Origin of the sequence: Sporomusa acidovorans (assembly GCF_900101845.1) — a bacterium.
Classification (GTDB): domain Bacteria; phylum Bacillota; class Negativicutes; order Sporomusales; family Sporomusaceae; genus Sporomusa; species Sporomusa acidovorans.
The window spans coordinates 1-26,503 of record NZ_FNAM01000062.1 but is presented as its reverse complement, the minus strand read 5'-3'; the positions used below and the strand labels follow the sequence as shown (position 1 = coordinate 26,503).

Sequence of the window (26,503 nt, the reverse complement as noted above, 5' to 3'; positions counted from 1 at the left end):
GCGACAAATTCCGTGATTTTGGATAAATCGCTGCACCAGACACTGGCTAGGGCTTTTTGCTGGAGCAAAACCGGCTCTAAAAAACCGCGTTTTAAGTAGTGGATTTGCAACTGCTCTTTTAGAAAGTCCTGAAATTGTCGATGAGAACGGGTCGTTTTCAACAAAAAAATCACCACCATCAGCGAAGGTAGACAAAAAGATGTCTTCATCGCGATTATGGGGGCGTTTCAAAAAAGTCAAGTCCCAAATTTTCGACACGTCTATTTTGGAGGAAAACTGCAAAAAGACCAAGGCTAAATGCCTTGATCCATATAATATCTCGGGTTTCCGAGAGAGTACGATAATAGTGAGGAGGAATCAATTTGATAACTCGACGCGTATTTGTGAAAGGGGCTGGATTAGCATTGGCTGCATTAAGTACGGGAGGTATAAATCTGCAGGATAGTTTTGCCGCTGAGGCACCAAAAACCTCTAATACAGGAGCCATTCAGGTGCCATATTCAACAGGCAGAAACCGCCCAACCATCACGGTTCTGGAGAACGCATGCGATTGCCATCATCATATTTATGATCCTGTTCGTTTTCCGTATGTACCAGAAGATACCCGCAATCAACCGCCGGCAACAGTAGATGTTTACCGTATGCTGCAAAAACGTTTAGGTACCACACGCAATGTCATCATTCAACCATCTGCCTATGGGACGGATAATAGCTGTTTATTGGATGCCTTAAAGCAGATGGGACATAATTCACGAGGCGTAGCCGTTATTGACAAAAATATCTCGGATTCAGAACTTCAAAAAATGCATAAGTCAGGTGTACGTGGCATTCGTTTTAATATTTCTACCGGTGCAACCAATGACGGTGAACTGATCCTTTCTCTTGCTGAGCGGGTTAACCAGCTAGGTTGGCATGTGTCATTTTGGATGAGTGCGGATGACACCGTCAAAATGGCAGACCTATTGCAGAAACTTCCTACACCTATCGTGTTTGATCATCGAGGCCATATTCCCCAACCCGCAGGTATAAGCCATCCGGCTTTTAAAGTAATTTGTAATCTCATTGACAAAGGTAAAACCTGGATTAAGCTGTCAGGTTTATATCAGGACTCTAAAGTGGGTGAACCGACCTATAGCGATACTGTAAAAGTCGGTCAGGCTTATGTGCAGTATGCACCAGAACGAATGGTTTGGGGTAGCGATTGGCCGCATCCTAGTGAGTTTTCCGCCAGAAAACCGATGCCAAATGATGCTTCCATCATGGACCTTTTGGCCGAGCAAGTGCCGGACGAACGCATTCGTAAAATGATTCTTGTAGACAATCCGGAGGCATTGTTCGGATTCCGTTAAATTGTGTTATTGATCTTTTCTTGCTAGCCATACTCAGAAGCTGCTACTCTTTAGCAGCTTCTTTGCTATTATTCATTCACATTAGACTGAGTTATAAAGCATGGCAATCAATTTGGATATAAAGTAAAGTTTGAAACAAAAGCTTAACGGATTTGCCTAAAAAAGTGCATAGCAAAACAGGCCGCTTGAAAGCAGCCAAAAATCAGGAGAAAGAATTAGGCAGAATCTTGCGAGGGACTATCGTCCTTGATAACGTATCCCCTCAGACGCAGAAGACTTAGAGCTTGCGACTTAGTAATGACCATAGACATGTTTGCTGGGCGGTCGACAAGATAGCCTTTTGCGGAGTAAGGCTCCAGCTTGGAGAGTATGTTCCAGATAGCGGTTAGGAGCATACGGCAGACGGCGATGATAGCCTTTTTGTGACCACGGCGGGCTTTGAGTCTGCGATAGCGCTCTTTGCATTCAGGGTACTTGTCGGATTTGACGACAGCATTTGCCACCTGAACTAAAAGTGGCTTGAGATAAACACCGGCACGTGAGATTCGAGTGGATTTGCATTTACCACCGCTTTGGTCATTGCGTGGACAACAACCTGCCCAAGAACTGAGATTTTTCGCCGTTGGGAACACGGACATATCCGCTCCGATTTCGGAAAGAACCGCTATTGCAGTCATCGGGTCGGATGAAAAGCCCGGAACGGTACGAATCAACTCTAACAATTGGGTATACGGTGCGGTAAGGCGTAGGATTTCGGCTTCGATGTTCTGCTTATGAGCTTGGATCTCGTCAATATGCCGGAGAATCTCCCGAAGCTTGGCGGCTTGTTCGCGCGAAACAGACCCGTCAACAGCAGCCTGAATTTCCTCAATGGGATGTTTGCAACGTCCATCCACAAAAGGGGCAACGTCAAATTGTTCACCTGGATGATCTAAAATATAGGCGGTAATGGAGCGTGCTGATTTGCCGAACACGTCAGAGAAAACGTCGTCAAGCTTCAAGTTTGAAACGGTCAAACAATTTTGAGCGCGGTTTTTCTCCCCGGTCAGGAAGTTAGTCAGTTTGAAGCGGTAACGCATCATTTCGCGCAGGTGGCGAATATCAGGCGGAGGAATAAAGCTCGGCTTGATCATATCGCACATAAAGAGGTCACATATCCATTTCGCATCTTTCCTGTCGGTTTTGTTGCCCTTTTGCGGCTTGGTGTATTTCGGGTGAGCGAGCGTAACCCAGCAGGTTTTTTCAAGGATATTAAACACCGGAATCCAGTATTTCCCTGACGATTCCATGCAAACTTCCTTACAATCATGCTTCGCAAGCCAGTCAGCCAACTCGTGAAGGCCTTTTGAGAATGAGGAAAATCGTGCTTGATTATATTCTGTACGTCCGTTTGCGTCGGTAATGCCGATACAGGCATATATCCAAGTTTTGTGGACGTCCAGACCGCAGCAGTTTTTCCTAAAGATTTTGAACATGGATAACCCCCAATAAAAGATTCGGAGGGTCGGCAGGGACTGGTCGCCCGGCAAAATCGAGTCGATTTGTAAGAGATAAGTTTACGGGCTGTTGCTTGCGCCATTCGTTGATGCCTTTACGGGCGACCGACACCATATAGATATACGGGGTAGCCGCTATACCGCCCCGCCACTCACCTCCACGGGTTCTGTAGTGTGCCGATACTCCAAAACAAGTATAGCAAAAATACAAAAAGAGCGAAAAGCACCGCGTTTCATAACCCCGTCGGTACCTTTCGCAGAAAGGTAGATTATAGATATGAAAATATGTTATGGAGTATGATGAAAAAAAGTTATTATACTTTCAAATCTATCCCGGCTATATTAGATTGTATAGATTTGTGTAACCCAGCCAAACGGCTATCATTCGAAAATGGAAGATAGCTACGGGGCATATACACTGACAAGGTAAATAATTACCACAACCTATTACAACATAATGATGATTACTACCCCTTTTCTGCAAATTGCGTTTTTTGTCTAAGGTGTTAAATGAAATGGAGGCATGAATATGCGGGAAATATCGCAATTAATCGATGTAGGGAAATATTTGCTTACTAACCAGTTAGCCTGGGGAACTTCGGGGAATGTCAGTGCGAGAACTGATAAGGATACCATGATAATTACCGCCTCTGGCACACATATGGGAAACCTAAGTGAAAGCGATTTCGCCCACTGTAAAATCTCGACGGGAGAGGTTGCCGGAGAGAAAAAGGCATCCAAAGAAACCCCCATGCATATTGGAATTTACCGGCAACGTGATGATGTAAATGCTATTTTGCACTCATCACCATTTAATACCACTATATTTGCCTGCAGCGATACACCGATTTATTCGGAACTTTTTGTGGAATCCATGTATTATTTGGAGCATATAGCCTATGTTGACTACTATCATCCCGGCAGTATGCAATTGGCCGACGCTGTTACCGAACAGGCGCCTTATGCGAATATCATTATAATGCGTCATCATGGTGTAGTTGTATATGATAAAAATGTCGCAGAAGCTCTTGTCCGGCTTGAAACACTGGAAATCGTGTGCAAGATGATCTTGCAGGCAAAGGCAGCAGGGGTTCAGTTAACTAAAATCCCAGATAAAATTGTTAAAAGCTTTTTAGAGGATTCCGGCTATCGGGTGCGCCAGAAACTCCCTATACTAAAGTAAAAGGAAGTGGATGTAAAATGAGTATTAAAATTGGGCTTATTCATACCACGGTAAATTCTATACAGCCGATTAATGAAGCATTTAACGAGCATGCGCCTGATGTTAAGGTATTAAACTTTCTGGATGAGGGACTAATGGAAGAAATTAATAACAGTCCTGCCATAACGCCATCCATGGTTAGAAAATTGACTCACATGATGGACCGGGCAGAAAACAGTGGCGTTAACGGCATACTGTTAGCCTGTACGGTTTTTTCGCCATACGTGAAGGATATTGAAAAACTGTTTGCTGTACCTGTGTTAAGCGCTGATATCAGTATGCTGGAACATGCCATTCAACTGGGTAATAAAATAGGGGTAATTGCAACCGTAGCGACTGCCGGCCCTACTACGGAAGGACTTCTAAAAGAAATCGCGCAGCAAACGAATAAAAAAGTAGACGTGTATACGCATATAATTACCGAAGCGTTTAGTGCACTTAAAAGTGGCAATGCTGCGAAGCATAACGAACTGATTCAAAATAAGATTCATGAGCTGACAGAATATTGCGATGCCGTAATCTTAGCCCAAATGTCTATGACTAGAGCGGTAAAAGGACTTGACAAAATAAGCAAACCGGTATTAACGAGTCCTGAAATCAGTGTCAAGGCAATGCTGGCACGAATCAACTGATTTTATGATTAGAGAGGAGGATTTTTATGATTGGTGTTGTTGCAGACGATACTACCGGTGCAAATGACATCGGGCTCATGTTTCGGAATAACCAATGTTCGGTGAAAGTAATGACTTTTAGCGAAGATATGCAATTAGAGAGAGATACCGACGTTTTGATTATTGACACCGACAGCCGTTTAGATCCTCCGGAATTAAGTTATGACAAGGTCTTTAAGGCTACTAAAATGCTGGAGAGGCTAGGCTGCTCATTGTATTTCAAAAAAACATGTTCGGTATTTCGCGGGAATATTGGCAAAGAATTTGATGCAATGATGGATGCCTTACAAGAGAACTTTGCCGTAATTATTCTGGCTTTCCCCAAATACGGCAGGCAAACAGTGAATGGAATCCACACAGTTTATGGAAAGCTGCTGGAGGAATCTAATTTTGCCAAGGATCCCGTGCATCCTATGACACAATCTAATCTGGTATCTATCCTACAAGGTCAGACTGAACGTAAGGTATCGCAGATTGACTTAGATATTGTCAGACAGGGTCCCGGTGCCTTGCGCCAGGCTCTTCATAAAAAAAGTAAGATCGCAAACTATTGCATAATAGACTCGGTAGATCAAAATGATATAAAAATTGTGGCCGAAGCGGTCCATACCTATAGAGTTTTATGCGGCAGTTCAGCTATTGCCGAAGAATTACCCAAATTCTTACCTATAAAAAAGTCCGGAACTGTATTTGATAGCTTACAAATAAATGATCAGAACGGGGTATTGGTGATATCCGGGAGTTTAACTCCCCAGACAAAAGCACAGACAGCGTATCTTGTTTCCCGGGGGACTTCTAAGGTGGTTCTTGATTCACGAAAAATATTTCAAGATATGGAGTATACTGAGGAACTTGGAAGAGTAACAAGAACAGCCGAACAGTTATTAAAAGATGGCAAAGATGTTTTAGTGATGGCTGCCAATGGCGAGGATGTTATTGGAGAAACTAAAGAACTCGGTAAAAAAATGAGCATGGATCTTTTGACTATTAGTAAACGGGTTTCAGCAGCACTTGCCGAGATTACTGAAAAGTTAGTTACCGGAACTGAATTAAAAAGGTTAGTAGTAGCTGGCGGCGACACTTCAGGTACTGTATGTAGAAAATTGGGAATAAAGGGGAATTATATTCTCAGAGAAATTGAGATAGGTCTTCCTTCGGGATTGGCAATTGGCCGTAATATGTTAATTGTGTTGAAGTCTGGCAGCTTTGGAAAAGAGGACTTTTTATTTAAAGCAGTGCAGCATTTGAAATTAGTTTCTAGTAATAAATGAATTTTTATATTCTGATATCGTAATCACAATAGACTTTTTTTATTGGCTGTGAATTTAATGTTCACAGCCAATTCTATTTTGCAGCAGTATCTCGTGCATTTATGGTTGGCTGCATATGCATAATAATTTAAACTTTCTTTATTTGTCTTAGTGATTTACAATTATAGTAGACTTTAAAGCGGGGTGTACTGTGTGGAAAACAGGGATTGGGAAATTCTTCGAGTTCTTTACAAGGAAAGAAACATTACCAAAACGGCTGAAACACTCTATATGACGCAACCTGCTATGACAAAGCGTCTACAACATATAGAAAGAGAGTTTGGCGTTGCTATTGTTCATCGTGGGAAACGTGGCGTTCATTTTACGCCTCAGGGGGAATATTTAGCTAAATGTGCTGACGATTTCTTAAAACTGTTTAGTAAAGTTTACGATAACCTGGCAAATATGCAGGATAAAACTCAAGGCACATTAAGAATAGGTGCTTCCTATTTTATAACTAGAAATAAACTCCCGGAAATATTGGCATTATTTAAACAGAAATACCCCGATGTTGACTTTCACGTTACAACCGGCTGGAGCAGGGATATTTTTAATCTACTGTATGCTCAAGAAATACATGTCGCATTTGTTCGCGGGGAATATAATTGGCAGGATCAAAAACATTTATTAATGGAAGAGAATATTTGCGTAGTCTGTGCGAACAAATTTGAAATCAAGGATCTTCCCAGACTTCAGCGCATTGATTATAAAATGGATTATAAATTAAAAGAACTAATATCTAACTGGTGGTGGGATAACTTTTCTGAGCCGCCAGCTATTTGCATGGAAGTGGACAAATCTGATACGTGCCGGGAAATAGTAACGCGAGGATTAGGCTATGCCATTTTACCTAGTCGTGTGGTAGATAATGTTCAAGATATTTATAAAATCAATATTTCTCGTAAAGATGGTACTCCCATCAAGCGCAAGACTTGGATGTTTTATCAAGGGGATTTTCTAGAGTTAAAAATAGTGAAAGCGTTTGTTGAATTTATAAAGAACATGAATTTTTAATAATGGCGAGGGCATTTAAAAAGGATCTAAGGGTAATAATGTCTAATTAGATCATGTTTAATAAATATATTACTTGACATACTAGACAAAAGTGGCGTATAAATTAAAATAGCTTATAATCGCATCCTAGAAAAATGTTAAAAGGCTGAGGTAGGGATAGCATATGGTTGATGAAATGATAGATAAGGTAAGTGAATTACAAAATGTAGCACAGTTTATTGCTGATTCCCTGGAAAAGATGATCATGGAAGGCAAATTACTGCCTGGGTCACGACTCATACAAACGGAAATCGCTGAACAATTTGGTGTTTCTCGTTTACCAGTAAGAGATGCTCTTAAAATTTTGGAAAAAAGGGAAATAACGCTTACGATACCGCGCAAGGGTGTGATCGTTCGCCAGGTAACGGTCCAGGAAGTTAAAGATTTATACGAACTGCGTTTGTTATTGGAAGGGTACGCTATATCAGTATCCTTGGAACGAATAAAGGCTGAAGATATTGATAAGGCTGAAAAAATTATTGCTAGGCAAGAAAGTATTGATCAAGAAGAAGGCTTTTTAGAGTTATTGGATATTGATGAGCAATTTCACCGTATATTATGGTCAAAGTGTGGTAACAGAGAAATTGACCGGAGCCTGGAAACACTGTGGAATCGCCTAAAATTGCTGCGTTCTTGTGTGCGGGATTTATCTAATTGGAAAGGTGTTTCTGTTGAAGGACATCGAAAAATAGTAGCTGAATTAAAGAAAAAGAACTTTATAGAGACAAAAAAAGTGTTAGAGACGGCTATTATTAGAGCGCGCGATGAAATTATTGAAAGTTTGGAAAAAAAATAAAAAAATTTTTTTAAGGTATTGATGGATACAGTAATACAGTGATACAATAATACTAAACCGATTGACTTTGTAAGAGGAGATGAAGAAGGCGGGTTCTAACTATCTGAAAATTCGATAAGAGGGTGTTAAGATGAAACTTGCATATACCATTGGTACGCCAGATACTAATGGCAAAATGTTAGCCTATTGCGGCAAATCAGAAGATGTATTAGCTTCGCTGCGTGAGATTGGCTACCAAGGACTGGAGTTGTTTGTGCGCGATCCAATGTCAATGGATACACAAGTTTTCAGCAGGCTGGTAGAACGTTATGGCTTTGAAGTACCAGCCATTGGTACAGGTCCTGTTGTTTCTGAAGATAAATTGACGTTTACAGCAGAAACAGAGAGCGTAAGAAATATGGCAATTGAGAGGACAAAGTCGATTATTGACTTTGCAGCCTTATTTCAAGCTCAGGTTAATATCGGAAAGTTGCGCGGAAATATCCAAGTAGCAAATGCAAGTCAATCGCGCGAATGGATGAGGAATGCTTTTGCAACAGTATGTGATTATGCTGGAAAAAAAGGAATAAAAGTGACATTCGAGCCACAAAACAGATTTGTTATCAATAACCTCAATACTACACAGCAAGCGGTTGCTTGGATTCGGGAACTACAGATACCCAATTTGTATATGATGCTGGATGTTTTTCACATGAATATTGAGGATAAATCGATTATCGCCAGCATTATTGAGGCAAAAGACTATAACATTCATCTTCATTTTGCGGACAATAACCGCGGAGTTCCGGGAGCAGGGCATATCAATTTTCCAGAAATTATACGGGTACTAAAAGCACTAAACTACAATCATTACATTTCGATTGAAATTGATCAAATTCCAGACAGCTATCATGCGGCCAAAGAGTCGCTTGAATATTTAAATCATATTATCAAGGAGGACTAATTGATGAAATTCGGAGTATTGGAAGGAAATGGAATTGGGCCAGAGATTACCAAAGCAACCCAGCATGTTCTTGAAGCGACTGGTTTGCCGATTGAGTGGGTGCACATTCCGATTGCGGAAGAAGCCATAGAAAAATACGGACATCCTTTGCCGCAAGAAACTGTTAAAGCCATACGTGAAGTAAAAGTCGCAGTAAAGGGACCTTTGCTTGTCGACAAAATGCAGGGGCGGCTTACTTGTGTGCATGATGATGGCACTGAGCATACTTACCCTTCATTAAATAATGCAATCCGGCGTGAGTTGCAATTGTTTGTGAATCCACGCCCGGTAAGAGGCATTCCTAATATCTCCGGCAAGTATGAAAAACTGGATGTTGTCATAATGCGGGAAATAACAGAAGATGTCTATATAGGCTGGGAACACAAAATCGGTCGCCATGCAGCGCAGGCAATTAAGCTTACAACCCGTGAAGCAGCAACTCGGGTAGCAAAATACTCATTTGAATATGCACGTCAAAACAAACGGAAAAAGGTAACGTGTTTTCACAAGGCAAATGTCTTGAATTTTACAGATGGACTATTCCTGGAGTGCTTCCGTGAAGTAGCTCAAAATTATCCGGATATTGAATCAGACGATTTCATGATTGACGCAGCCTGCTATACTGTTGTCAAGAATCCGGAAAAATTTGATGTAATTGTGGCAGCCAACCAGTATGGTGATATTTTTTCCGATCTATCAGCCGGACTAGCGGGCAGTTTAGGACTGGGAGCAGGGGCTAATATAGGAGAATACGCATCAACCTTTGAGGCATGCCATGGTGCTGCTCCGGATATTGCAGGCAAAGGCTGTGCCAATCCGGTAGCACTTATTTTGTCGGGCGCGTTGATGTTACGGCATGTGGGGCAGACTGAAAAAGGTGCCAATATTGAAAAATGTGTTCGTGAAGTACTTTCTGAAGGAAAGTTTAGAACCCCTGACCTTGGCGGAACAGCTAGTACCATGCAACTAGCCGATGAAATTGCGAAAAAAGTAAGCAAATGTTAGTTTTGTAAACATGATAAATTGAAATTAAGCCTGCTGGGCAATGTGCTTCCCGGCAGGCGAGCATTATCAATTTATTCATATTAGATCTCTATGCAAAATTTTTAGAAAATTTTAAAAAGCGGTTAAATACAGAGAAGAGGACAACCAATGGAATTACAAGGCATTATTGACATGCATATTCATGCCTTCCCTGATGTGCGAGAACGGTCGATTGATGACATCGGCTTAGTGCGAGAAGCACAGCGGCTTGGTGTACGTGCAGTCGTCATAAAGTCTCACTGGGTTCCTACTATGGACAGGGCCTGGCTGATGCATAAACTGTATCCGGACGTGGCTGTTTTTGGCGGAATCACCTTAAATCCGTCAGTAGGGGGAATTAATCCTGATGCGGTTAAAACAGCTATAAAACTAGGAGCAAAAATTGTTTGGCTGCCAACATTGTTTTCGGAAAGGCAGCGCACCGTGGAAGGCAAAGCAGACGGTGTTCGGACTGTCATAAATGGGAAAGTAGTTCCGGAACTTAATGAGGTTCTTAAGCTTATTGCCCAAGAGAATATTATTCTTGGTACAGGTCATTTAACTCCACAGGAAATATTTATAGTAGTGGATGCAGCTTGTAAAGCGGGAGTGCGGAAAATCCTTGTTAATCATCCGGAACATTACCTGGTGAATTTATCAATAAAAGACCAAAAAACTCTGGCGGCTGATTATAATGTTTATTTTGAACGCTGCTATGCGCAACCGCTTGGCGGCGGCAAATACAAGACTAATTTTGCTGTAAATCTTGAAGCCATTAAAGCGGTTGGTTATGAATCAACGGTAATTGCCACTGATGGAGGGCAGGTGGAAAATCCGCCGTGGAGTGAAGCCTTGAGGACATATCTTAATTATTTGGTTACACATGGGGTGTCCAAGGAAGCTATCGCAGTAATGACATATGAAAATCCAGCTCGGTTACTTGATTTAGCATAAAAGGAGGATAATTTAATTATGAATATTGAGTTAAGTCAGGAGCAGTCGGTATGGAGGAAATTTGGGAACTTTAAAGTAGGCATTATTCCGGTAAAAGTTTATGTCCCATTATGCATCATAACCTATTTAGTTATGGCAGCAGGAAAATTGCCTAAAGATATGTTGGGGGCTATTCCCGTTATGATGCTGATGGGTTTTACGTTTGCCGAGATTGGCAAACGGATACCCATTCTTAAGAATATAGGTGGAGCGGCAATGGTCACCATCTTTTTACCGTCCTACCTGGTAGCTCACAATCTTATGCCTACTCCCGCGCTTAATACGATTACGACCTTTATGAAGACAACAAATTTTCTTTATATTAACATAGCGATGATCGTTGTCGGGAGTATCCTGGGGATGAGCAGAATTGTTTTGATTCAAGGGTTTATTCGTATGTTTTTCCCTTTGCTCATTGGTACGGTGGTTGGCGCGGCTGCCGGAGTTTGTATTGGTATGCTGTTGGGTTATGATGCCTATCATGCATTTTTCTTTATTGTAGTACCGATTATGGCCGGTGGAATTGGTGAAGGCGCTATTCCGTTATCAATGGGTTATGCCGAGATCCTTCAAAGTACTCCGGAACAATTATTTGGACAGATTGTTCCGGCCGTTATGCTCGGAAGTCTGTCGGGCATAATTTTGGGAGGTTTACTGAAAACAATAGGACAAAAGAAACCAGAGTATTCAGGAAACGGACTGCTGGTGAAAAATGACAGCATTGATATATCTAAAGAACTGAATGAAGAAAAAACGATTAATCTTGCTCAGATGGGAGCAGGCGCACTGACCGCTATTGGTTTTTATTTACTGGGTGTATATGTAGGTGCATTTATCGGTATTCCTGGACCAATTATTATGATTTTTACGGCGGCTGTAGTTAAAGTTTGTGGGTTACTTCCTAAAGAAATTGAAGAAGGCGCCTATATGATATATCGCTTTTTCATAGTTATTGTTGTCTTTCCTCTGTTTATCGGAGTAGGGGCAGTTCTGACTTCTTGGAAAGATATTGTAGCTGTGCTTAATCCGTCTTATCTTATAACGGTTTTTATGACGGTTTTTGCTATGACTGCCTCTGCATTTTTTGTTGCCAAGTATCTCAAAATGTATCCGGTAGAGGCGGCCGCTGTTACAGCCTGCCATAGCGGGCAAGGGAGTACCGGCGACATCGCAATTCTTTCGGCTGCGGACAGAATGGTGCTTATGCCGTTTGCTCAGATATCGACCCGGATAGGTGGTGCCTGTATGGTTATAATTGCGACTATTCTTATGCGATATATTCAGGGGTAACGGAAAATTTATGTTTACGGTAGAATCATGTTAATGATATGTAAGCTGGCATTACCTCATAAATCGCTTATAAGTGTGCAGCGAATAATTAAATGTTTTTGTATGAAGATATCATAAGCGGAGGTAATAATGAATTGTAAAACGATTAGTATTCGTACTAAATTGCTTATTATTATTTTATCGTTAACGGTGATTTCATTAGGATCATTAGCAAGTTTAACTTATTTTTTTTCAAAACAGTATTTAGTACGAAGTACGCAGGAAACGGCTTTGGCTATAGGAACCGATTATGCAGTACGGGTTCAGATGGCTGTAAATGAGATGTTGATCCATATGCAAGATTTAGGCAGCATTCAACAGGTACGCAGCGGCACCGATCAAACGTATATTGTTTCAGCACTACGTGAAACGCATAAACGGCTTGGAAGCTTTGATATCATCACATTCATAGATATGAATGGAATGGGGATTCGGTTCAACGGGTCAAGTGCTGATCATAATGATAGAGATTTTTTCAAAAAAGTAGTCAGCACCCAGAAACCGTATGTTTCTGATCCAATAATTTCTAAATCTACGGGGAAATTATCGATTCAAGTTGCCGTACCAGTATTCGATAATGGAAAGATGACAGGAGTAATGAATGGTTCCGTTTCCTTGGAAAGATTAGCGAATATGCTTGCGGATGTTAAATTCAAAGATTCCGGTTATGGGCTATTATGTGATAGCTCAGGTGTGATTATTGCCGATGCCCGTCATCCGGAGTTGATCGGCAAATTAAGTATTGGTGATAATGGGACTGCTGCTGGCGCAAATTTAGAAAATGGCAAACTGGATCAGCGCCTTATTACGCTTTTTAAATTGGCTCGGGAGAGCGGAAACCAGGTTCAGGGGTCGTATACGTTCATAGATGGAATAAATTATGTTGCAGTTCTTACACCAATCAATTTACCGGGCAATCAAAATTGGATTATGGTGGTGATGACACCTGAGAGTGAGATTACTCGCGAAGTAGATATGTTAACCAGGATTTCCTTACTAGTCTCTTTTATATTTTTATTTATCGCAGTAGTTGTCGCTGTGTACATTAGTAAAGTGTTCACTAAACCTATTTCAATCATAACGGGTGAAGCCATGTTGTTAGCTAATAATGACCTTCGTTTGCGGCAAATTAACATTCATTCCGAGGATGAAATAGGGCAATTAGGAAATTCTTTTAAAAAAATGGCTAAAAACCTTCGCAATTTACTTGCTAAAGTTCAGACACAAGCAGAAAGTGTTGCTGCCTCAGGTAAAGAACTGTCTGCAAGTACACAACAGTCTGCGCAGGCGTCGAATCAGGTGGCTGATGTTATTGGACAAATTGCCCAAAGTTCTGAACAGCAAAATAGCGCTGTAAGTAATATGTCATCTGTGGCTGAAGCTATGTCGGAAAATATTGTGCAAATTGTGGATAATGGGAAACATGTAGAAGATATTGCAAAAGATACAGCGCAAGTAACCACAGAAGGGCATCAGGCAATTAATCAGATTATGATCCGTATGCAAGAGATTGGTGGGGAGTCTGAAAATGTACACAAGACGATTAAAAAACTTGTTGATGGGTCTCAGACAATTAATAGTATGGTTAATCTAATCTCGGCTATTGCCGGACAGACAAATCTGCTTGCACTTAACGCCGCAATTGAGGCTGCCCGGGCAGGTGAACACGGGCGAGGATTTGCCGTAGTAGCTGAAGAGGTCAGAAAATTGTCCCAAGATTCCAATCAGGCGGCTCATAAGATTGCTACTTTAATACAACAGCATGGCCATGATATGGAAGTTGCAATTGCGGCAGTTCAAAGTAATAGTGACGGTGTGAATGCAGGCATGGAGGCAGTTAACGTAGCTAAGGACAAATTTGGCAATATTGCTGATGCCGTCATGCATCTGTCCAACAAAATTCAGGAAATAGTTAAATCACTTGATCAAATTGCAGAAGGAAGCAGCACGCTTGTTGAATCTGTTCATAGCATCGGCCTATTGAATAAGGAAAACGCAATGGCAACTCAATCAGTATCTGCGGCAACGGAGGAGCAATTAGCGTCCATGCAGGAAATAGCTTCCGCATGTCAGCTTTTGGCTAAAATAGCTGGTGAACTCCAAGAAGAAACGGAAAAATTCAAGTTATAGCCATGATAGGCAGTTAGTGCAGCCACTAATAATAATTATTATTTGTATACAGATATACCGTAATATAATAATACAATCAAATAATTATTTTGAAGGAGGATTTTATTTCATGGATAGACGAACCTTTTTAAAGGGAGCAGGCTTAACATTAGTAGGGTTAAGTACTTTTAACTATAATAGCGTGCTGGCAGCCGTCAAATCACCTGAAGCTTCGGTTGCAGGAGATTTGCAAGTACCGTTTTCGGCTGGTAGAAAACGTCCGACTATTAAGGTTACGGCTAATGCATGCGATTGCCACCATCACATTTATGATCCTATTCGTTTTCCCTATGTGCCGCAAGATATGCGTAATCAGCCGCCGGCGACAGTCGATGCTTACCGCTTGCTGCAAAAGAGACTTGGGTTGACCCGCAATGTAATAGTTAACCCTTCCGCTTACGGTACGGATAATAGATGTACTCTCGATGCCTTAAAACAATTAGGTTCTAACGCACGCGCGGTAGTGGTAGTTGATCCGCAAATAACCAATAATGATTTGGAAAAAATGCATAGGCTGGGTGTACGTGGTATCCGGCTTAATATTGCACGTGGTGGGATTAAGGATAGTAATACGATTTTAGCTTTATCAAGCCGAGTAAATGAATTGGGCTGGCATATTCAGTTTTGGATGAATGCCGATGACACAGTGAATATGGAAGAATTACTAATGAAACTATCTTCGCCGCTCGTCTTTGATCATAGAGGTCACCTGCCACAACCTGCGGGCATAAACCATCCCGCTTTCAAGGTTATTTGCAAGCTTATTGATAAGGGGAATACGTGGGTTAAGTTATCTGGACTCTATCAAGATAGCAAAATTGGGGATCCCACTTATGCCGATGCCGTTGAGGTAGGGCGGGCATATGTTCAGTATGCACCCCAACGTATGGTATGGGGAACTGACTGGCCGCATCCCAATGTATTTTCTGAACGCTGGCCTTGGCCTGATGATGCTAATATGCTTGATCTTTTGGCTGTTCAGGCACCGAATGAAGTAGTTAGAAATCGTATACTTGTTGAAAACCCGGCAACTCTTTATGGCTTTCCCCAATAATTAGAAGTTTTCCGGCAATGGAAATTGGTTTTATTATTAGCAGCGGAGGCGGAGAAAAAAGATGGGTATCAAGATCGGCCTTATTCATACAACAAGAAATTCTATGCAGCCGATAAACGAAGCTTTTCATAAACATGCACCAGAAGTGAGTGTACTGAATTTCCTTGATGAAGGGCTTATGGAGGAAATAAATAAACATAATATTATTACACGTCAAATGACCAGAAGATTAATTTGCTTATTGGATAAAGCGGAGAGAAGTGGTGTTGACGGGATATTATTAGCGTGCTCTGCTTTCTCACCCTATGTAGACGATATGAAAAAATTATTTGACGTGCCAGTGTTAAGTGCTGATATTAGCATGCTGGAACAGGCTATTCAGATAGCAGATCGCATTGGCGTAATAGCGACGGTGGGAACCGCCGGACCAACTACAACTCGACTTTTGCAGGATATTGCAAAACAACGGCATAAAGAAGTTAAAGTTTATACAGAAATCGTTACCGAAGCCTTTGCAGCGCTGAAAGCCGGTGATGAGGCCAAACATAACCAGCTTATTCAACAAAAAATCCTCGAACTGTCAGCTTGTTGCAATGCCGTGGTTTTAGCGCAAATGTCCATGACTAGGGCGCTAACTAACTTTAGCCAGACTACAATTCCTATTTTGACTAGTCCGGAAATTAGTGTTAAGGCTATACTTGCGCAAATAACGAAAAAACTACAATAAAAAGGAGCACGATTATAATGGCCAAAAAAACAATTAATGATTTTCGTCAAATGGTAGATAAAGGTGAAAAAATTGTATATTTAACCGCATATGATTATCTCACAGCTAAAATGCAGGAAAAAGCCGGAGTGGATATGATTCTGGTAGGTGATTCGCTGGGAATGGTATGTTTGGGTTATGACACCACGTTTCCGGTAACAATGGATGACATGGTTCGTCATTGCCAGGCTGTGCGTCGTGGAGCTCCGAATACGTTTATTGTTGGCGATATGCCCTATATGTCCTATCAAAAATCTGATGAGGATGCTGTGGCCAATGCCGGTCGTTTAGTGAAGGAGGCACTAGTCGATTGTATAAAACTTGAAGGCGGCGGTGAAATGATTGCCAGTCGGATTAGCGCAATCCAGCAAGCTGGTATCTTGGTTATGGGTCATATTGGTTTAACACCGCAATTTATGGGGCAAATCGGCGGTTATAGGGCGCAAGGCCGTAGCGCTGCTGCTGCCATGAAACTTGTTAATGAGGCCAAAGCCGTTGAAGCGGCAGGTGCTTTTAGTATTTTGGTTGAAGGTGTGCCGGCTGCAGTAGGCAAAGTCATTACCGAGAGAGCAGGCATTCCTATCCTGGGGATTGGCGCTGGTTCTTATACGCATGGACAGTTGCTCATATATGCAGACATGGTTGGCATGTATGATAATTTCACCCCGAAATTTGTTAAGAAATATGCCAATGTTGGTGAAATCCTGACAAATGCATTTAAAGAATATACGAAAGAGGTAAGACAAGGGCAATTTCCGAATGACGATGATCATACCTATAAAATGAGTGTCGAAGAAGTCAAAGAGTTCTTGGCTTTATTAGATAAATAACTGAATTGTTATGGCTGGGTTGCTAATTATGACTTAGCTAAAATATCCAACTAGGCGTAATTCAATGAAAAGGATGGGAGATATGACTGAGTTCATGAAGGGGATTGTAAAGGATAAACCGGAGGCTGGCGCCACATGGCGAGAAGATTTACCTATACCGGAAATAAAGGATAACGAGCTTCTGATCCGAGTTAAAGCTGCAGCCATCTGTGGTACTGATATGCACATTTATCCATGGACAGCCTGGGCACAAGCGCGATTAAAACTGCCGATGGTTTTTGGCCATGAATTTGCCGGTGAGGTTGTGGCTATTGGGTCAACGGTAAGAGGGTTTGAAGTGGGAGACCGGGTAGCAGGAGAAACACATATTCCCTGTAATAAATGCTACCAATGTCAGACCGGTAATCAGCATAACTGTAACGACATGAAGATTATTGGCGTTCACACAGAAGGCTGTTTTGCGGAGTATATTGCTATTCCTGTTGATTGTGCATGGCGGCTGGATGATAGTTTAAGTTTTGAAATAGGGGCAATGCTTGAGCCAATGGGGGTTGCTGTGCATGGGGTTTTGGCAGGTGATATCGGCGGCAAATCGATAGCCGTTTATGGCTGTGGGCCGATTGGCCTAATGGGAGTCGGCGTAGCTGCCGCTTGCGGTGCATCCAAAATATTTGCCATTGACGTATTTGATCAGAAACTGGAAGTTGCCAAGCAAATGGGGGCCGATATAACATTAAATTCCAGGAATGACAATGTAATTGAGCAAATATTACAGGCTACAGAAGGGCAAGGCGTGGATATTACTGTGGATTTCACAGGAAATGGTAATGCCATTAAAGAGGGATTTGCAATTCTTCGTAAGGGCGGCCGGTTTACACTGGTTGGATTGCCTAATGAGCCTGTAGCCCTAAATTTGACAGATGATATTATTTATAAAGAAGCTACCGTGCAGGGGGTAACTGGCAGACTTATGTATAAAACCTGGTGGCAATGTAATGAACTTCTTAAGTCGGGTAAAATCGATCTTAGCCCGGTAATTGGCAGAAAATACGCTCTAAAAGATTATGATCAGGCGTTTTCCGCATTGAAAGCGGGCGCTACTGGAAAAATGCTGCTCATCCCTGATAAATGTAATTGATTTAAATGGTGTGCCCAATTTCTAGTGGCTAAGTAAATATGAATAACCCTGAAGTCTTAAAGAAGCATAACTTAGACTAAGCTTAATTTGCATAAGCAACTAAAAACTTGCCCAAATAACAGAAGTGTTAGTTGGGCAAGTTTTGAACTTTATGGGGTCATTTGTTGTATCCACTGCCGATCCAGATACCACAGGCCTGCCTGCATATCCGGATACAGAGAAGAGCCGTTCTCTTTTACCTGTTGATTGTAGCGGAACAGTTTTTTCCAGCTGTCCTGGATCTCCTTTTTGAGGTGAGGATAAAACGGTGTAGTATACGCATCTCCCGCGTAACGAATACCATAGCGGGCCAGTTTTTTAGCAAATTTAGCCTCTTCCTCTTCCGATTCCCCAATATACCGCAGGTTCAACACCTTGTTCCAATCGCTCATCCGAAAAAACACCGCATTCTTGATCGGAACTCTGAGCTTCAGGATTTGGCAGCCGGGATGGCGATCCAGGTAGCTGACGTCGCAAAAAGACCAGACGGCCGATTCCGCTTGTTGTGGCTTGGGCAAAATACGTTGAGCATTTTCGGTATACCAGGAGTACGCCTGTAAAAACACGGCAGATACTTCTGCGTATTTCCGGACGATATACTCCGTTTTGACGTAATGATATCCCTGTTCCAGCAAGTGATGGACCACTTTATCCGTCTGCGACGTGTACAGCGTTATTTGGTTATACTGACAATCCATTCTTTCCTCAATTCCCATATGGTGCCCACCCGACCTTACTCAAAATGATACTCTCGTCAAACAAGCGATCCCAGCTTTTGATGATCATTCGCTTGATGTTTGGGTAAAATGGCGTCATATAGGCGGTACAATCATCGATACCGTAACGGGCCAGTATGGTCTCGTGTTCTTTTTTATCCTGTGCATCGGCCGGGATGTACATATAATTGACGATCTTGCCCCACTTGTCAATGTCCATTGTAATCAGCCGATCTTGTTCAACCAGAATCTCCAGTTGAACATTCCCGGGGCTGTTTTCTATTTTGTCTTCCTCTGCCAAGGATACCCAGATGGGGTATTTTACATCTTCAGGTGGCCGTACTATTTTGCCCGCCGCTTGGTAATACCAATTGTATACATCAAGGTACAGCGCGGCGTGTTCCTCCATTTTGTTGACGATGTACTCTTTTTTCACTATGTAGCGGCCATTTATTTCCAAATCTTTCAATATGTTTTCATGTTGCTTAGTCCACACATTTACATTGAATCTCATTTTACTCCCCACAAAATTCCAGCAGGATATTAAGCTGAATTTACAAATATTTTACAATGGGTACAACAGTAGTGTCAATCTTTATTGATTATTTCAATAAAACAAATATTTTCAAATTTTTTAATATTTAGTTTTGTTCAGCGGTATATTGTGCGTTTATCGTGTTTATTGAGAGAGGTAAGACCAATGATGAATTATAGCAATTATCAATTGGCAGTGAATCTAATCATTGAAAAACACAATTAGTGCATTTTATTTATATGTGTTAGGATAACACCAAGAAAGCTTACTCTATAGTAGCGAATAGCAATGCCAAACTAGTAAAAATGGCTGTTAGTTTTATGTCTGTAGGCATCAACAACCAATTGTAAATTGATGCAAAAGGAGATAACAATGCAAAAAATTAATGCAATCGGGGATTCTTGTCCCCTGCCTGTAATCAAAACTAAAAAAGGTCTAGCTGAAATAGAGAGCGGTCAGTTGGAGGTGCTAGTGGATAATGAGGCAGCTGCCCAAAACATTCGTCGGTTTGCTGAGTCGGAAGGATGTCAATTTAACGTATTAAAAAAGGATGGTATTTTTCATATCACGCTGCTAAAAGCAGCAGCTCAACCAGGCGATTACGCTCCCAGCAGCGAGGCGATCGCTGTAAAAACGGTTGTTGCTCTGCCTGCTGATACCATGGGAGCCGGCGATGACGAACTGGGGCATATCTTGATGAAGGGATTTATTTTTGCTCTCACCCAGTTGGATACATTACCCAATACCATCCTGATCTACAACACTGGGGCAAAACTATCGGTACACGGCTCAGCCTCCCTGGAAGACTTAATTACGCTGGAAAAGGCCGGGGTTGCCGTCATGACCTGCGGCACCTGTCTGAAGCACTTTGGGATTGAAGAGCAACTCGCTGTAGGGGAAGTAACCAATATGTATCGCATAGTGGAAGAGATGCGTGGCGCCGGACGCATCCTTCGCCCTTGATTGCCATGATTTACTTTGATAACGCAGCCACCAGCCTGCCCAAGCCACCGGCGGTGGGACTTGCGGTTCTGGAGGCCATTAATACTTTTGGCGGAGCCGGAAGGGGCGGACATCCTGCTTCTTTGGCGGCGGCCCGCTGTATCTTCCAGGCTCGCAAAGCAGTAGCTAAGTTACTGGGATCTTCTATCGACCAGACGGCTTTTACTTCCAATGCAACGGAAAGTTTAAATATTGCCATCTCTGGTCTGCTGACACCGGAAGACCATGTCATTGCCACTGCCTTGGATCACAATTCTGTTCTGCGTCCGCTTTATAAGCTTCGTTCCCAGGGGATGGGATTATCGATTATTAACAGCGATCAAAAGGGAAATTTGGATTACGACGGGTTTCGCCGTTCGCTTCGTCCCAATAGTAGAGCGGTAGTCTGCACCCATGCATCCAATCTAACCGGCACGCTCACTAATTTGGATTTTATAGCAGATTTCTGCAAAGAAAACGGTCTGCTGCTGATTGTGGACGCATCGCAAACAGCCGGTGTGTTTCCCATTTATGTGGACAAGTTGGGTATTGATGTTCTCTGCTTTACCGGACACAAAGGACTTCTAGGCCCGCAAGGTACCGGCGGACTTTGCATTCGCAAAGGGCTCGCTGTGATGCCCCTCAAGGTAGGCGGCAGTGGACTTCACAGCTATTCCGAAACCCACCCCGCGGCCATGCCCGAGGCACTGGAGGCAGGCACGGCCAACGCCCATGGCATCGCTGGTTTGCTGGCTGGAGTTGAGTACATTCTCGAAGTGGGTATGGATACTATACGCAACAGAGAACTGGCATTGGCAAAACTTTTTCGCCAGGGCATTTCAGCAATTCCCGGGGTTCGTATCTATGGAGATCCGGATATGCCCTACGCTCCCATTGTAACCCTGAATATCGGTTCTATGGATTCAGGCGAAGTAGGAGATCGTCTGGCAAAGCTTTACAATATTTGCGTACGAACCGGTGCTCATTGCGCCCCACTGGCTCATTTGGCTTTGGGGACCCGGGAGCAGGGGGCGGTACGCTTTAGTTTCTCCTCTTTTAATACGGAAGAGGAAATCCAAACAGGAATCAGAGCGGTTGCTGAAATAGCCGCAGAATGGGAGCAGGGATAAATGACTAGAAAGAAACAACCCAAATTGGTTATTACCTTTCCCACCACCACCGCAGCGATGGCAATGGAGGCTGCCTGTGAATCCGGGCAAGGAAGATTAATACCTATTCCACGGGAAATCAGCGGCAGTTGTGGACTTGCTTGGTGTGCAGAGCCGCATTTGGAGGACATATTGCTTCGGGTGATGGATAGAAACAACATTGAATATCAAGAAAAGCGAGTTATTTTACTGTATTAACGAAGGGGGAATATGTGCATGATCCAAATGAAAACCGAGTTGCCACAAATATTTGAAAGCTTTGCGGAAGCAAGACAGAATGGATTTCTAGCCATGAAAAAAATTAAAGACAGCGGAAAAGGGGTAGTGGGCCAGTTCTGTACATATACCCCCCAGGAGATTTTTACGGCTGCAGGCCTTGTCTGTGTAGGTTTGTGTTCTACCAGTGACGAGACCATTCCCGCCGCAGAAAAAGTATTGCCGAGCAATCTGTGTCCGCTCATTAAATCCAGCTACGGTTTTGCCATTACCGACAAATGCCCTTATATGTATTTTTCCGACCTGGTGGTGGGAGAGACTACCTGTGATGGGAAAGTGAAAATGTACGAACTGCTGGCTAAGATCAAGAATGTCCATATCCTGGAGCTCCCCCGGCGGCAGGATACTCCGGAAGCCAAGGCTCTCTGGCGGGCGGAGTTGGTGCGCTTAAGGGAACGTGTGGAAAAAGACTTTGGCGTTACCATTACTGATGATAATTTGCGTGATGCGATTCGCAGGCGGAATGTTGAGCGCAGATTATTGAAGGAACTGTATGAGTTGTCCCAAATGACTCCGCCGCCCATTACCGGACTGCGGCAGCTGCAAATCCTTTTCGGTGCTCAGTTTAAATTTGATTGGCATGAAAAGGTTGCGGAAATACAAAGAGCAATTGACAGCATACGAGAAGCTTATGAAGCAGGAGAACGTCCGGTTTCCGAAGCTGCCCCCCGGATTCTAATCACCGGCTGTCCTATGGGCGGCGTTACCGAAAAGATAGTTAAGGTAATTGAGGAAGCCGGCGCAGTCGTCGTTGCTTTTGAAAATTGCACTGGTGCGAAGCAGATGGATCGGCAATGCCGGGAGGAAGGGGATCCTCTTACCAACCTCGCCGACCATTATCTGCAGATTGGTTGTTCTGTCATGACACCCGACAACAATCGCTTTGAGCTTTTGGGGCGTCTCTGTAAACAGTTTCAGGTTGATGGTGTGGTGGAAATGACGCTGCAAGCCTGTCATACCTACGCGATAGAATCGCATTCGATTAAGACGTTTCTGCAGGAAAAAGGAATTCCATATCTACAATTGGAAACCGATTATGGCACTGCGGATATCGGCCAGTTGTCCACACGGGCCGGTGCCTTTGTGGAGATGCTATAGATAATGATAAAAGCATCAATCGGCATCGATTGTGGTTCTGCTGCCTGCAAAGGCGTTCTCCTCCAAGAGAACGCCATCCTTGCCGTCTGTGTGAAACCTACTGGCTGGAACCCGAGGGAAACTTCCCAAGCGGTTTTGGAGCAGCTGCTGACGAAGGCAGGGCTTGAAAGAGAAAATGTACATATTATCGCGACTGGATATGGTCGAGTAAGTATAGAGTTTGCCAACAAAACTGTGACGGAAATTACCTGTCACGCACTAGGTGCGGATTACCTGTTGCCGGGTGTGCGCGCGGTTATTGATATTGGCGGTCAGGATTCAAAGGTTATTGCCGTAGAAGCCGGACAGGTCCGCTCCTTTCAGATGAATACTAAGTGTGCCGCAGGCACCGGCCGCTTTCTGGAAATGTCGGCCAACCGGATGGGGATTGGTTTAGCAGAATTCTCGGCCCTGCTCTCTACGGGAAAAAGCTGTTCATTAAGCAGCATGTGCACCGTATTTGCCGATTCGGAAATCGTATCACAACTGGCAGCAGGAAAAAGCCGCGAGGAAGTGGCTGGCGGCATTGTTCAGTTAGTTGTAGATCGCACGGTTGCCTTAGCGGCCCGGGTGGAGTATTCTCCGCCGATACTACTGACAGGTGGTTTGGCGGGCATCCAGGGACTTCGAATCGCGCTAGAGAAGCGGACTGGTTATCCGGTAGTTTCTTCGGAGTTATCCCGTTTTGCCGGTGCTATTGGCGCCGCAAGGACCTACTGGGTGAAAAGAGCAAGGAATGCTAATAAAAAGTCCAATTTTAGTGAACCCGTTCAGGAGCCCGCAAGTGTATTATGGAATTGAGAGGGAAATTATGAAAAAAATTCTTCTGGTATTACTATCTATTTGTGTGATCTTTGGGACGGCTGCCTGTGGAAACAATGGGAAGACTTCTGTAACACAGGGAAAATCGAGTGTGCCAACCGAGATTATAGTAGCGGCTGGTTCGTCTTCCGTTCCGAATTCGTATATAGAAAATGGAATACATAAGGGACATGAAGTAGATATCTGGAATGCTATTTCAGAGAAAACCGGACTGAAAGTTAAATTTGTAACAGGGGAGTTTAACACTTTATTTGGATACCTGGATTCGGGTAAAGCGGATACAGTGGGAAATACCATTACCCTTAATGCTAAGAGAAAAGAGAAGTATGATTTTTCAGAGCCATACGCTTATATTCCTGAGAAGTTAGTGGTTCATTCCGATAGAACCGATATTAAAAAATTAAAAGATATTGCGGGGATGACTTGTGGATTTTCGTCGGGATCCAATGGCGGCAATTTATTTCAACAGATTGCCAAGGCGCAGGATATAAAAATAAATCTAGTAACATTCGATAGTTCCGAATTGTTAAATGAGGCTTTTCGCCAAGGAAAAGTGGATGTAATGATTTTTGCGGGTGCTGAGGCAGCCTATAAAATTAATAATAAAGTTCTGGATGCCAGGATGGTTGAAGAAGATATTTCCGTTGGCGCTAAAGCCTATCCGTTTGTAAAGGGAAATGCAAAATCAGAAGAATTGAACAAGCTTGTTACAAAAGCTATTAAAGAAATGCAGCAAGATGGAACGCTGGAAAAAATATATAGTAAATGGTATGGAATGGACTTTAGTAAGAAACCGGCTAATACAAAGCTAGCAGATTAATTATGCAGACAATAGTTGCCTACCGGATGATGCCGCTATGGCGCTGGTAGGCAACTTGCTTGCCAGCCGTTCCTCGGATGCAGGCAATGGCAAGGTATGTTTTAACGCAATTATATAGTGCAATCAGGTGATAGGTAAATGATTACAGTAGAGCATTTGAAAGTGCAATTTGGGCAATTGGTTGTCTTAAAAGATGTAAATGTTCAAATAGATGATGGCGAAGTCGTAGTATTAATTGGACCGTCAGGAACCGGTAAATCTACATTTCTTCGTTGTCTTAATTTTTTGGTTAGGCCTGCGGAAGGCAAAATTACAATTGATGGATTTTCAGTGGATGCCAGAACGGCTTCGAAGAGAGAGTGTGATCATTTGAGATTAAAAACGTCAATGGTCTTTCAAAATTATAATTTGCTGAAGAATAAGACTGCTATACAAAATATTATGGAACCTATGGTTACAGTACAAAAAAAAAGCAAGAAAGAAGCCGAAGAAGTGGCGGTTAACTTACTTAAAAAAGTAGGACTTTTGCAAAAAAAAGATGCGTATCCCAAGGAAATGTCAGGGGGACAACAACAAAGAATAGGAATTGCCAGAGCTCTGGCTGTAAATGCAAATGTTATTTTATTTGATGAGCCGACATCATCATTAGACCCTGAATTAGTGGGAGAGGTCCTGGGTGTAATTAAGCAACTGGTAGCAGAGCATAACAAAACGATGTTGATTGTGACTCATGAAATGAAGTTTGCCAGAGAAGTTGCGGATAGAATTCTTTTTTTAGAAGACGGATGTATTACTGCTACGGGAACTCCGCAAGAACTATTTGAAAATTGCACAAATGAAAGAGTTGGAAGATTTTTAAATACAATAAATTCGAACTAACTGACAATAATTGTACGAGGATAAATAGATGAATTTTGATTTTGTATGGTTTGTTAATTTGTTCCCCATTGTTTTACCTGCGCTAGAATTAACAATTAGTATGTCCCTTATATCGCTGATACTTACATTGCTATTATCTGTTTTTATTTCTATTATAAGGCATTTTGAAGTACGGGGATTATCACAGTTTTTTGGTGTTTATATTACATTTTTTAGAGCAACGCCACTGGTGGCACAGCTATTCATCCTGTATTTTGGTTTTCCCTCTATAGTTCCGGCAATGAAATCAATGTCAGCATTTCAAACGACTATAATTGCTCTTACATTAAACACATCGGCTTTTATGGCAGAAACACTCAGAGCCGCTATTGAATCTGTTGATAGGGGGCAAATGGAAGCCTGCTATTCTATGGGGATGACAAGATACCAAACAATGGTACGTGTTGTTTTACCACAGGCATTTGTTGTAGCATTACCCACACTTGGAAACCAATTTATAGGGATCATTAAAGGAACAGCCTTGGGATTTACTGTTGGACTTGCTGACATAATGGCAAAAGCAAAAATAGAAGCGGCATTAGACCTTCGTTTTTTTGAAGCCTATTTATGATTGTACTGCGAAAAGTTAATTTATGACCTTGTTATCACTGTTGCTGTAAATTTTAAATCGGCTACAGCCACATCTTTTCCTATTACGTATATATGTCGCTGCATCTCCAAGCTACTTACCCCTAAAATTAATGATCTAATTATTACTCGTCTGTTAAAAGGACAGACTAACCCCTTGAGGAGGTGTTGTAGGAAATGACGTAGCTACCTGCTTGATTGTTTCCTTGGTTTTTCTGGCTAGATAGGTAATGAATTGCTGGAAATTATGCCCGATTATTTTGAGACCAACTACAGCGCTGACCTTATGCTTACCACGAACTGCTAGTTTGCCAAGTCCTT

28 protein-coding genes are annotated in these 26,503 nt (G+C 42.5%); 23 read left to right on the top strand and 5 right to left on the bottom strand.

What is annotated here, in order from left to right; genetic code table 11:
• Positions 1-209 (bottom strand): hypothetical protein (locus BLR65_RS30645; protein WP_218130672.1); only part of this gene is annotated, 209 nt, incomplete at its 3' end.
• A gap of 153 nt (positions 210-362) precedes the next feature.
• Here BLR65_RS30645 and BLR65_RS25740 point away from each other — a divergent pair.
• Positions 363-1,349: an amidohydrolase family protein gene (locus BLR65_RS25740; protein WP_093797227.1), complete on the top strand. Its 987-nt coding sequence runs from the start codon at positions 363-365 to the stop codon at positions 1,347-1,349.
• A gap of 215 nt (positions 1,350-1,564) precedes the next feature.
• Here the strand turns inward: BLR65_RS25740 and BLR65_RS25735 are convergent, their stop codons facing one another.
• A complete protein-coding gene (locus BLR65_RS25735; RefSeq protein WP_093797225.1) occupies positions 1,565-2,824 on the bottom strand; it encodes an IS110 family RNA-guided transposase in 1,260 nt (419 codons plus the stop codon).
• Positions 2,825-3,374: 550 nt separating this feature from the next.
• Here BLR65_RS25735 and BLR65_RS25730 point away from each other — a divergent pair.
• From BLR65_RS25730 to tdh, 14 genes are all read left to right on the top strand, one after another.
• Positions 3,375-4,028 carry a class II aldolase/adducin family protein gene (locus BLR65_RS25730; RefSeq protein ID WP_093797223.1) on the top strand — a complete coding sequence of 218 codons (654 nt, stop codon included), beginning with the start codon at positions 3,375-3,377 and terminating at the stop codon, positions 4,026-4,028.
• A 17-nt stretch (positions 4,029-4,045) separates the two neighbouring features.
• Complete coding sequence (locus BLR65_RS25725) at positions 4,046-4,699, top strand: aspartate/glutamate racemase family protein (RefSeq protein WP_093797221.1); 654 nt, start codon at positions 4,046-4,048, stop codon at positions 4,697-4,699.
• Positions 4,700-4,725: 26 nt separating this feature from the next.
• Positions 4,726-6,009 carry a four-carbon acid sugar kinase family protein gene (locus BLR65_RS25720; protein WP_093797219.1) on the top strand — a complete coding sequence of 428 codons (1,284 nt, stop codon included), beginning with the start codon at positions 4,726-4,728 and terminating at the stop codon, positions 6,007-6,009.
• 192 nt (positions 6,010-6,201) lie between these two features.
• The gene (locus BLR65_RS25715) at positions 6,202-7,062 is read left to right on the top strand and encodes a LysR family transcriptional regulator (protein ID WP_093797217.1); all 861 of its coding nucleotides are present in this window, start codon (positions 6,202-6,204) and stop codon (positions 7,060-7,062) included.
• Between the two features lie 163 nt (positions 7,063-7,225).
• Positions 7,226-7,897 carry a GntR family transcriptional regulator gene (locus tag BLR65_RS25710; protein WP_093797215.1) on the top strand — a complete coding sequence of 224 codons (672 nt, stop codon included), beginning with the start codon at positions 7,226-7,228 and terminating at the stop codon, positions 7,895-7,897.
• Between the two features lie 130 nt (positions 7,898-8,027).
• A complete protein-coding gene (locus tag BLR65_RS25705; RefSeq protein ID WP_093797213.1) occupies positions 8,028-8,840 on the top strand; it encodes a sugar phosphate isomerase/epimerase family protein in 813 nt (270 codons plus the stop codon).
• Positions 8,841-8,843: 3 nt separating this feature from the next.
• The gene (locus BLR65_RS25700) at positions 8,844-9,884 is read left to right on the top strand and encodes an isocitrate/isopropylmalate dehydrogenase family protein (protein ID WP_245693052.1); all 1,041 of its coding nucleotides are present in this window, start codon (positions 8,844-8,846) and stop codon (positions 9,882-9,884) included.
• Positions 9,885-10,031: 147 nt separating this feature from the next.
• The gene (locus BLR65_RS25695; protein ID WP_093797209.1) at positions 10,032-10,856 is read left to right on the top strand and encodes a DUF6282 family protein; all 825 of its coding nucleotides are present in this window, start codon (positions 10,032-10,034) and stop codon (positions 10,854-10,856) included.
• A gap of 18 nt (positions 10,857-10,874) precedes the next feature.
• Entirely contained in the window at positions 10,875-12,185 is a 1,311-nt protein-coding gene (locus BLR65_RS25690; RefSeq protein ID WP_093797207.1) for a 2-hydroxycarboxylate transporter family protein, read from the top strand.
• A 129-nt stretch (positions 12,186-12,314) separates the two neighbouring features.
• Positions 12,315-14,354 (top strand): methyl-accepting chemotaxis protein, encoded by a 2,040-nt coding sequence (locus tag BLR65_RS25685; protein ID WP_093797205.1) that lies wholly within the window; start codon positions 12,315-12,317, stop codon positions 14,352-14,354.
• Positions 14,355-14,463: 109 nt separating this feature from the next.
• The gene (locus BLR65_RS25680; RefSeq protein ID WP_093797203.1) at positions 14,464-15,447 is read left to right on the top strand and encodes an amidohydrolase family protein; all 984 of its coding nucleotides are present in this window, start codon (positions 14,464-14,466) and stop codon (positions 15,445-15,447) included.
• Positions 15,448-15,508: 61 nt separating this feature from the next.
• Positions 15,509-16,174: an aspartate/glutamate racemase family protein gene (locus BLR65_RS25675; protein ID WP_093797201.1), complete on the top strand. Its 666-nt coding sequence runs from the start codon at positions 15,509-15,511 to the stop codon at positions 16,172-16,174.
• Between the two features lie 17 nt (positions 16,175-16,191).
• Entirely contained in the window at positions 16,192-17,043 is an 852-nt protein-coding gene (panB, locus tag BLR65_RS25670) for a 3-methyl-2-oxobutanoate hydroxymethyltransferase (protein WP_093797199.1), read from the top strand.
• An 82-nt stretch (positions 17,044-17,125) separates the two neighbouring features.
• The gene (gene tdh / locus BLR65_RS25665) at positions 17,126-18,181 is read left to right on the top strand and encodes an L-threonine 3-dehydrogenase (protein ID WP_093797197.1); all 1,056 of its coding nucleotides are present in this window, start codon (positions 17,126-17,128) and stop codon (positions 18,179-18,181) included.
• A gap of 149 nt (positions 18,182-18,330) precedes the next feature.
• Here tdh and BLR65_RS25660 read toward each other — a convergent pair whose 3' ends face one another.
• Positions 18,331-18,936, bottom strand: coding sequence for a DUF3841 domain-containing protein (locus BLR65_RS25660; protein WP_093797195.1), 606 nt, complete (start codon positions 18,934-18,936; stop codon positions 18,331-18,333).
• On the bottom strand, positions 18,926-19,450 hold the full coding sequence (locus BLR65_RS25655) for a DUF3841 domain-containing protein (protein ID WP_211285225.1): 525 nt from the start codon (positions 19,448-19,450) through the stop codon (positions 18,926-18,928). The genes BLR65_RS25660 and BLR65_RS25655 overlap by 11 nt, the downstream gene beginning before the upstream one ends.
• Positions 19,451-19,843: 393 nt before the next feature.
• Between BLR65_RS25655 and yedF the strand changes: the two genes are divergently transcribed.
• From yedF to BLR65_RS25615, 8 genes are all read left to right on the top strand, one after another.
• Entirely contained in the window at positions 19,844-20,434 is a 591-nt protein-coding gene (yedF, locus tag BLR65_RS25650; RefSeq protein ID WP_093797193.1) for a sulfurtransferase-like selenium metabolism protein YedF, read from the top strand.
• Positions 20,435-20,439: 5 nt separating this feature from the next.
• A complete protein-coding gene (locus BLR65_RS25645) occupies positions 20,440-21,582 on the top strand; it encodes an aminotransferase class V-fold PLP-dependent enzyme (RefSeq protein ID WP_093797229.1) in 1,143 nt (380 codons plus the stop codon).
• The gene (locus tag BLR65_RS25640) at positions 21,583-21,819 is read left to right on the top strand and encodes a putative Se/S carrier protein (protein ID WP_093797191.1); all 237 of its coding nucleotides are present in this window, start codon (positions 21,583-21,585) and stop codon (positions 21,817-21,819) included.
• An 18-nt stretch (positions 21,820-21,837) separates the two neighbouring features.
• Positions 21,838-22,995, top strand: coding sequence for a double-cubane-cluster-containing anaerobic reductase (locus BLR65_RS25635; RefSeq protein WP_093797189.1), 1,158 nt, complete (start codon positions 21,838-21,840; stop codon positions 22,993-22,995).
• A gap of 3 nt (positions 22,996-22,998) precedes the next feature.
• Positions 22,999-23,835 (top strand): acyl-CoA dehydratase activase, encoded by an 837-nt coding sequence (locus BLR65_RS25630; protein ID WP_093797187.1) that lies wholly within the window; start codon positions 22,999-23,001, stop codon positions 23,833-23,835.
• 10 nt (positions 23,836-23,845) lie between these two features.
• Positions 23,846-24,676: a transporter substrate-binding domain-containing protein gene (locus tag BLR65_RS25625; RefSeq protein WP_176772809.1), complete on the top strand. Its 831-nt coding sequence runs from the start codon at positions 23,846-23,848 to the stop codon at positions 24,674-24,676.
• Between the two features lie 138 nt (positions 24,677-24,814).
• Entirely contained in the window at positions 24,815-25,555 is a 741-nt protein-coding gene (locus tag BLR65_RS25620) for an amino acid ABC transporter ATP-binding protein (RefSeq protein ID WP_093797183.1), read from the top strand.
• 28 nt (positions 25,556-25,583) lie between these two features.
• Complete coding sequence (locus tag BLR65_RS25615; protein ID WP_093797181.1) at positions 25,584-26,165, top strand: amino acid ABC transporter permease; 582 nt, start codon at positions 25,584-25,586, stop codon at positions 26,163-26,165.
• 153 nt (positions 26,166-26,318) lie between these two features.
• Here the strand turns inward: BLR65_RS25615 and BLR65_RS30160 are convergent.
• Positions 26,319-26,503 (bottom strand): hypothetical protein (locus BLR65_RS30160; protein ID WP_218130612.1); only part of this gene is annotated, 185 nt, incomplete at its 5' end.

Coding starts and splice junctions, on each gene's coding strand:
- BLR65_RS25635 (WP_093797189.1), top strand. CDS start 21,838: ATGATCCAAATGAAAACCGAGTTGCCACAAATATTTGAAAGCTTTGCG.
- BLR65_RS25685 (WP_093797205.1), top strand. CDS start 12,315: ATGAATTGTAAAACGATTAGTATTCGTACTAAATTGCTTATTATTATT.
- BLR65_RS25735 (WP_093797225.1), bottom strand. CDS start 2,824: ATGTTCAAAATCTTTAGGAAAAACTGCTGCGGTCTGGACGTCCACAAA.
- tdh (WP_093797197.1), top strand. CDS start 17,126: ATGACTGAGTTCATGAAGGGGATTGTAAAGGATAAACCGGAGGCTGGC.
- BLR65_RS25680 (WP_093797203.1), top strand. CDS start 14,464: ATGGATAGACGAACCTTTTTAAAGGGAGCAGGCTTAACATTAGTAGGG.
- BLR65_RS25695 (WP_093797209.1), top strand. CDS start 10,032: ATGGAATTACAAGGCATTATTGACATGCATATTCATGCCTTCCCTGAT.
- BLR65_RS25660 (WP_093797195.1), bottom strand. CDS start 18,936: ATGGGAATTGAGGAAAGAATGGATTGTCAGTATAACCAAATAACGCTG.
- BLR65_RS25645 (WP_093797229.1), top strand. CDS start 20,440: ATGATTTACTTTGATAACGCAGCCACCAGCCTGCCCAAGCCACCGGCG.
- BLR65_RS25675 (WP_093797201.1), top strand. CDS start 15,509: ATGGGTATCAAGATCGGCCTTATTCATACAACAAGAAATTCTATGCAG.
- BLR65_RS25705 (WP_093797213.1), top strand. CDS start 8,028: ATGAAACTTGCATATACCATTGGTACGCCAGATACTAATGGCAAAATG.
- BLR65_RS25655 (WP_211285225.1), bottom strand. CDS start 19,450: ATGAGATTCAATGTAAATGTGTGGACTAAGCAACATGAAAACATATTG.
- BLR65_RS25620 (WP_093797183.1), top strand. CDS start 24,815: ATGATTACAGTAGAGCATTTGAAAGTGCAATTTGGGCAATTGGTTGTC.
- BLR65_RS25690 (WP_093797207.1), top strand. CDS start 10,875: ATGAATATTGAGTTAAGTCAGGAGCAGTCGGTATGGAGGAAATTTGGG.
- BLR65_RS25730 (WP_093797223.1), top strand. CDS start 3,375: ATGCGGGAAATATCGCAATTAATCGATGTAGGGAAATATTTGCTTACT.
- BLR65_RS25710 (WP_093797215.1), top strand. CDS start 7,226: ATGGTTGATGAAATGATAGATAAGGTAAGTGAATTACAAAATGTAGCA.
- panB (WP_093797199.1), top strand. CDS start 16,192: ATGGCCAAAAAAACAATTAATGATTTTCGTCAAATGGTAGATAAAGGT.
- BLR65_RS25615 (WP_093797181.1), top strand. CDS start 25,584: ATGAATTTTGATTTTGTATGGTTTGTTAATTTGTTCCCCATTGTTTTA.
- BLR65_RS25625 (WP_176772809.1), top strand. CDS start 23,846: ATGAAAAAAATTCTTCTGGTATTACTATCTATTTGTGTGATCTTTGGG.
- BLR65_RS25725 (WP_093797221.1), top strand. CDS start 4,046: ATGAGTATTAAAATTGGGCTTATTCATACCACGGTAAATTCTATACAG.
- BLR65_RS25640 (WP_093797191.1), top strand. CDS start 21,583: ATGACTAGAAAGAAACAACCCAAATTGGTTATTACCTTTCCCACCACC.
- BLR65_RS25630 (WP_093797187.1), top strand. CDS start 22,999: ATGATAAAAGCATCAATCGGCATCGATTGTGGTTCTGCTGCCTGCAAA.
- BLR65_RS25700 (WP_245693052.1), top strand. CDS start 8,844: ATGAAATTCGGAGTATTGGAAGGAAATGGAATTGGGCCAGAGATTACC.
- yedF (WP_093797193.1), top strand. CDS start 19,844: ATGCAAAAAATTAATGCAATCGGGGATTCTTGTCCCCTGCCTGTAATC.
- BLR65_RS25720 (WP_093797219.1), top strand. CDS start 4,726: ATGATTGGTGTTGTTGCAGACGATACTACCGGTGCAAATGACATCGGG.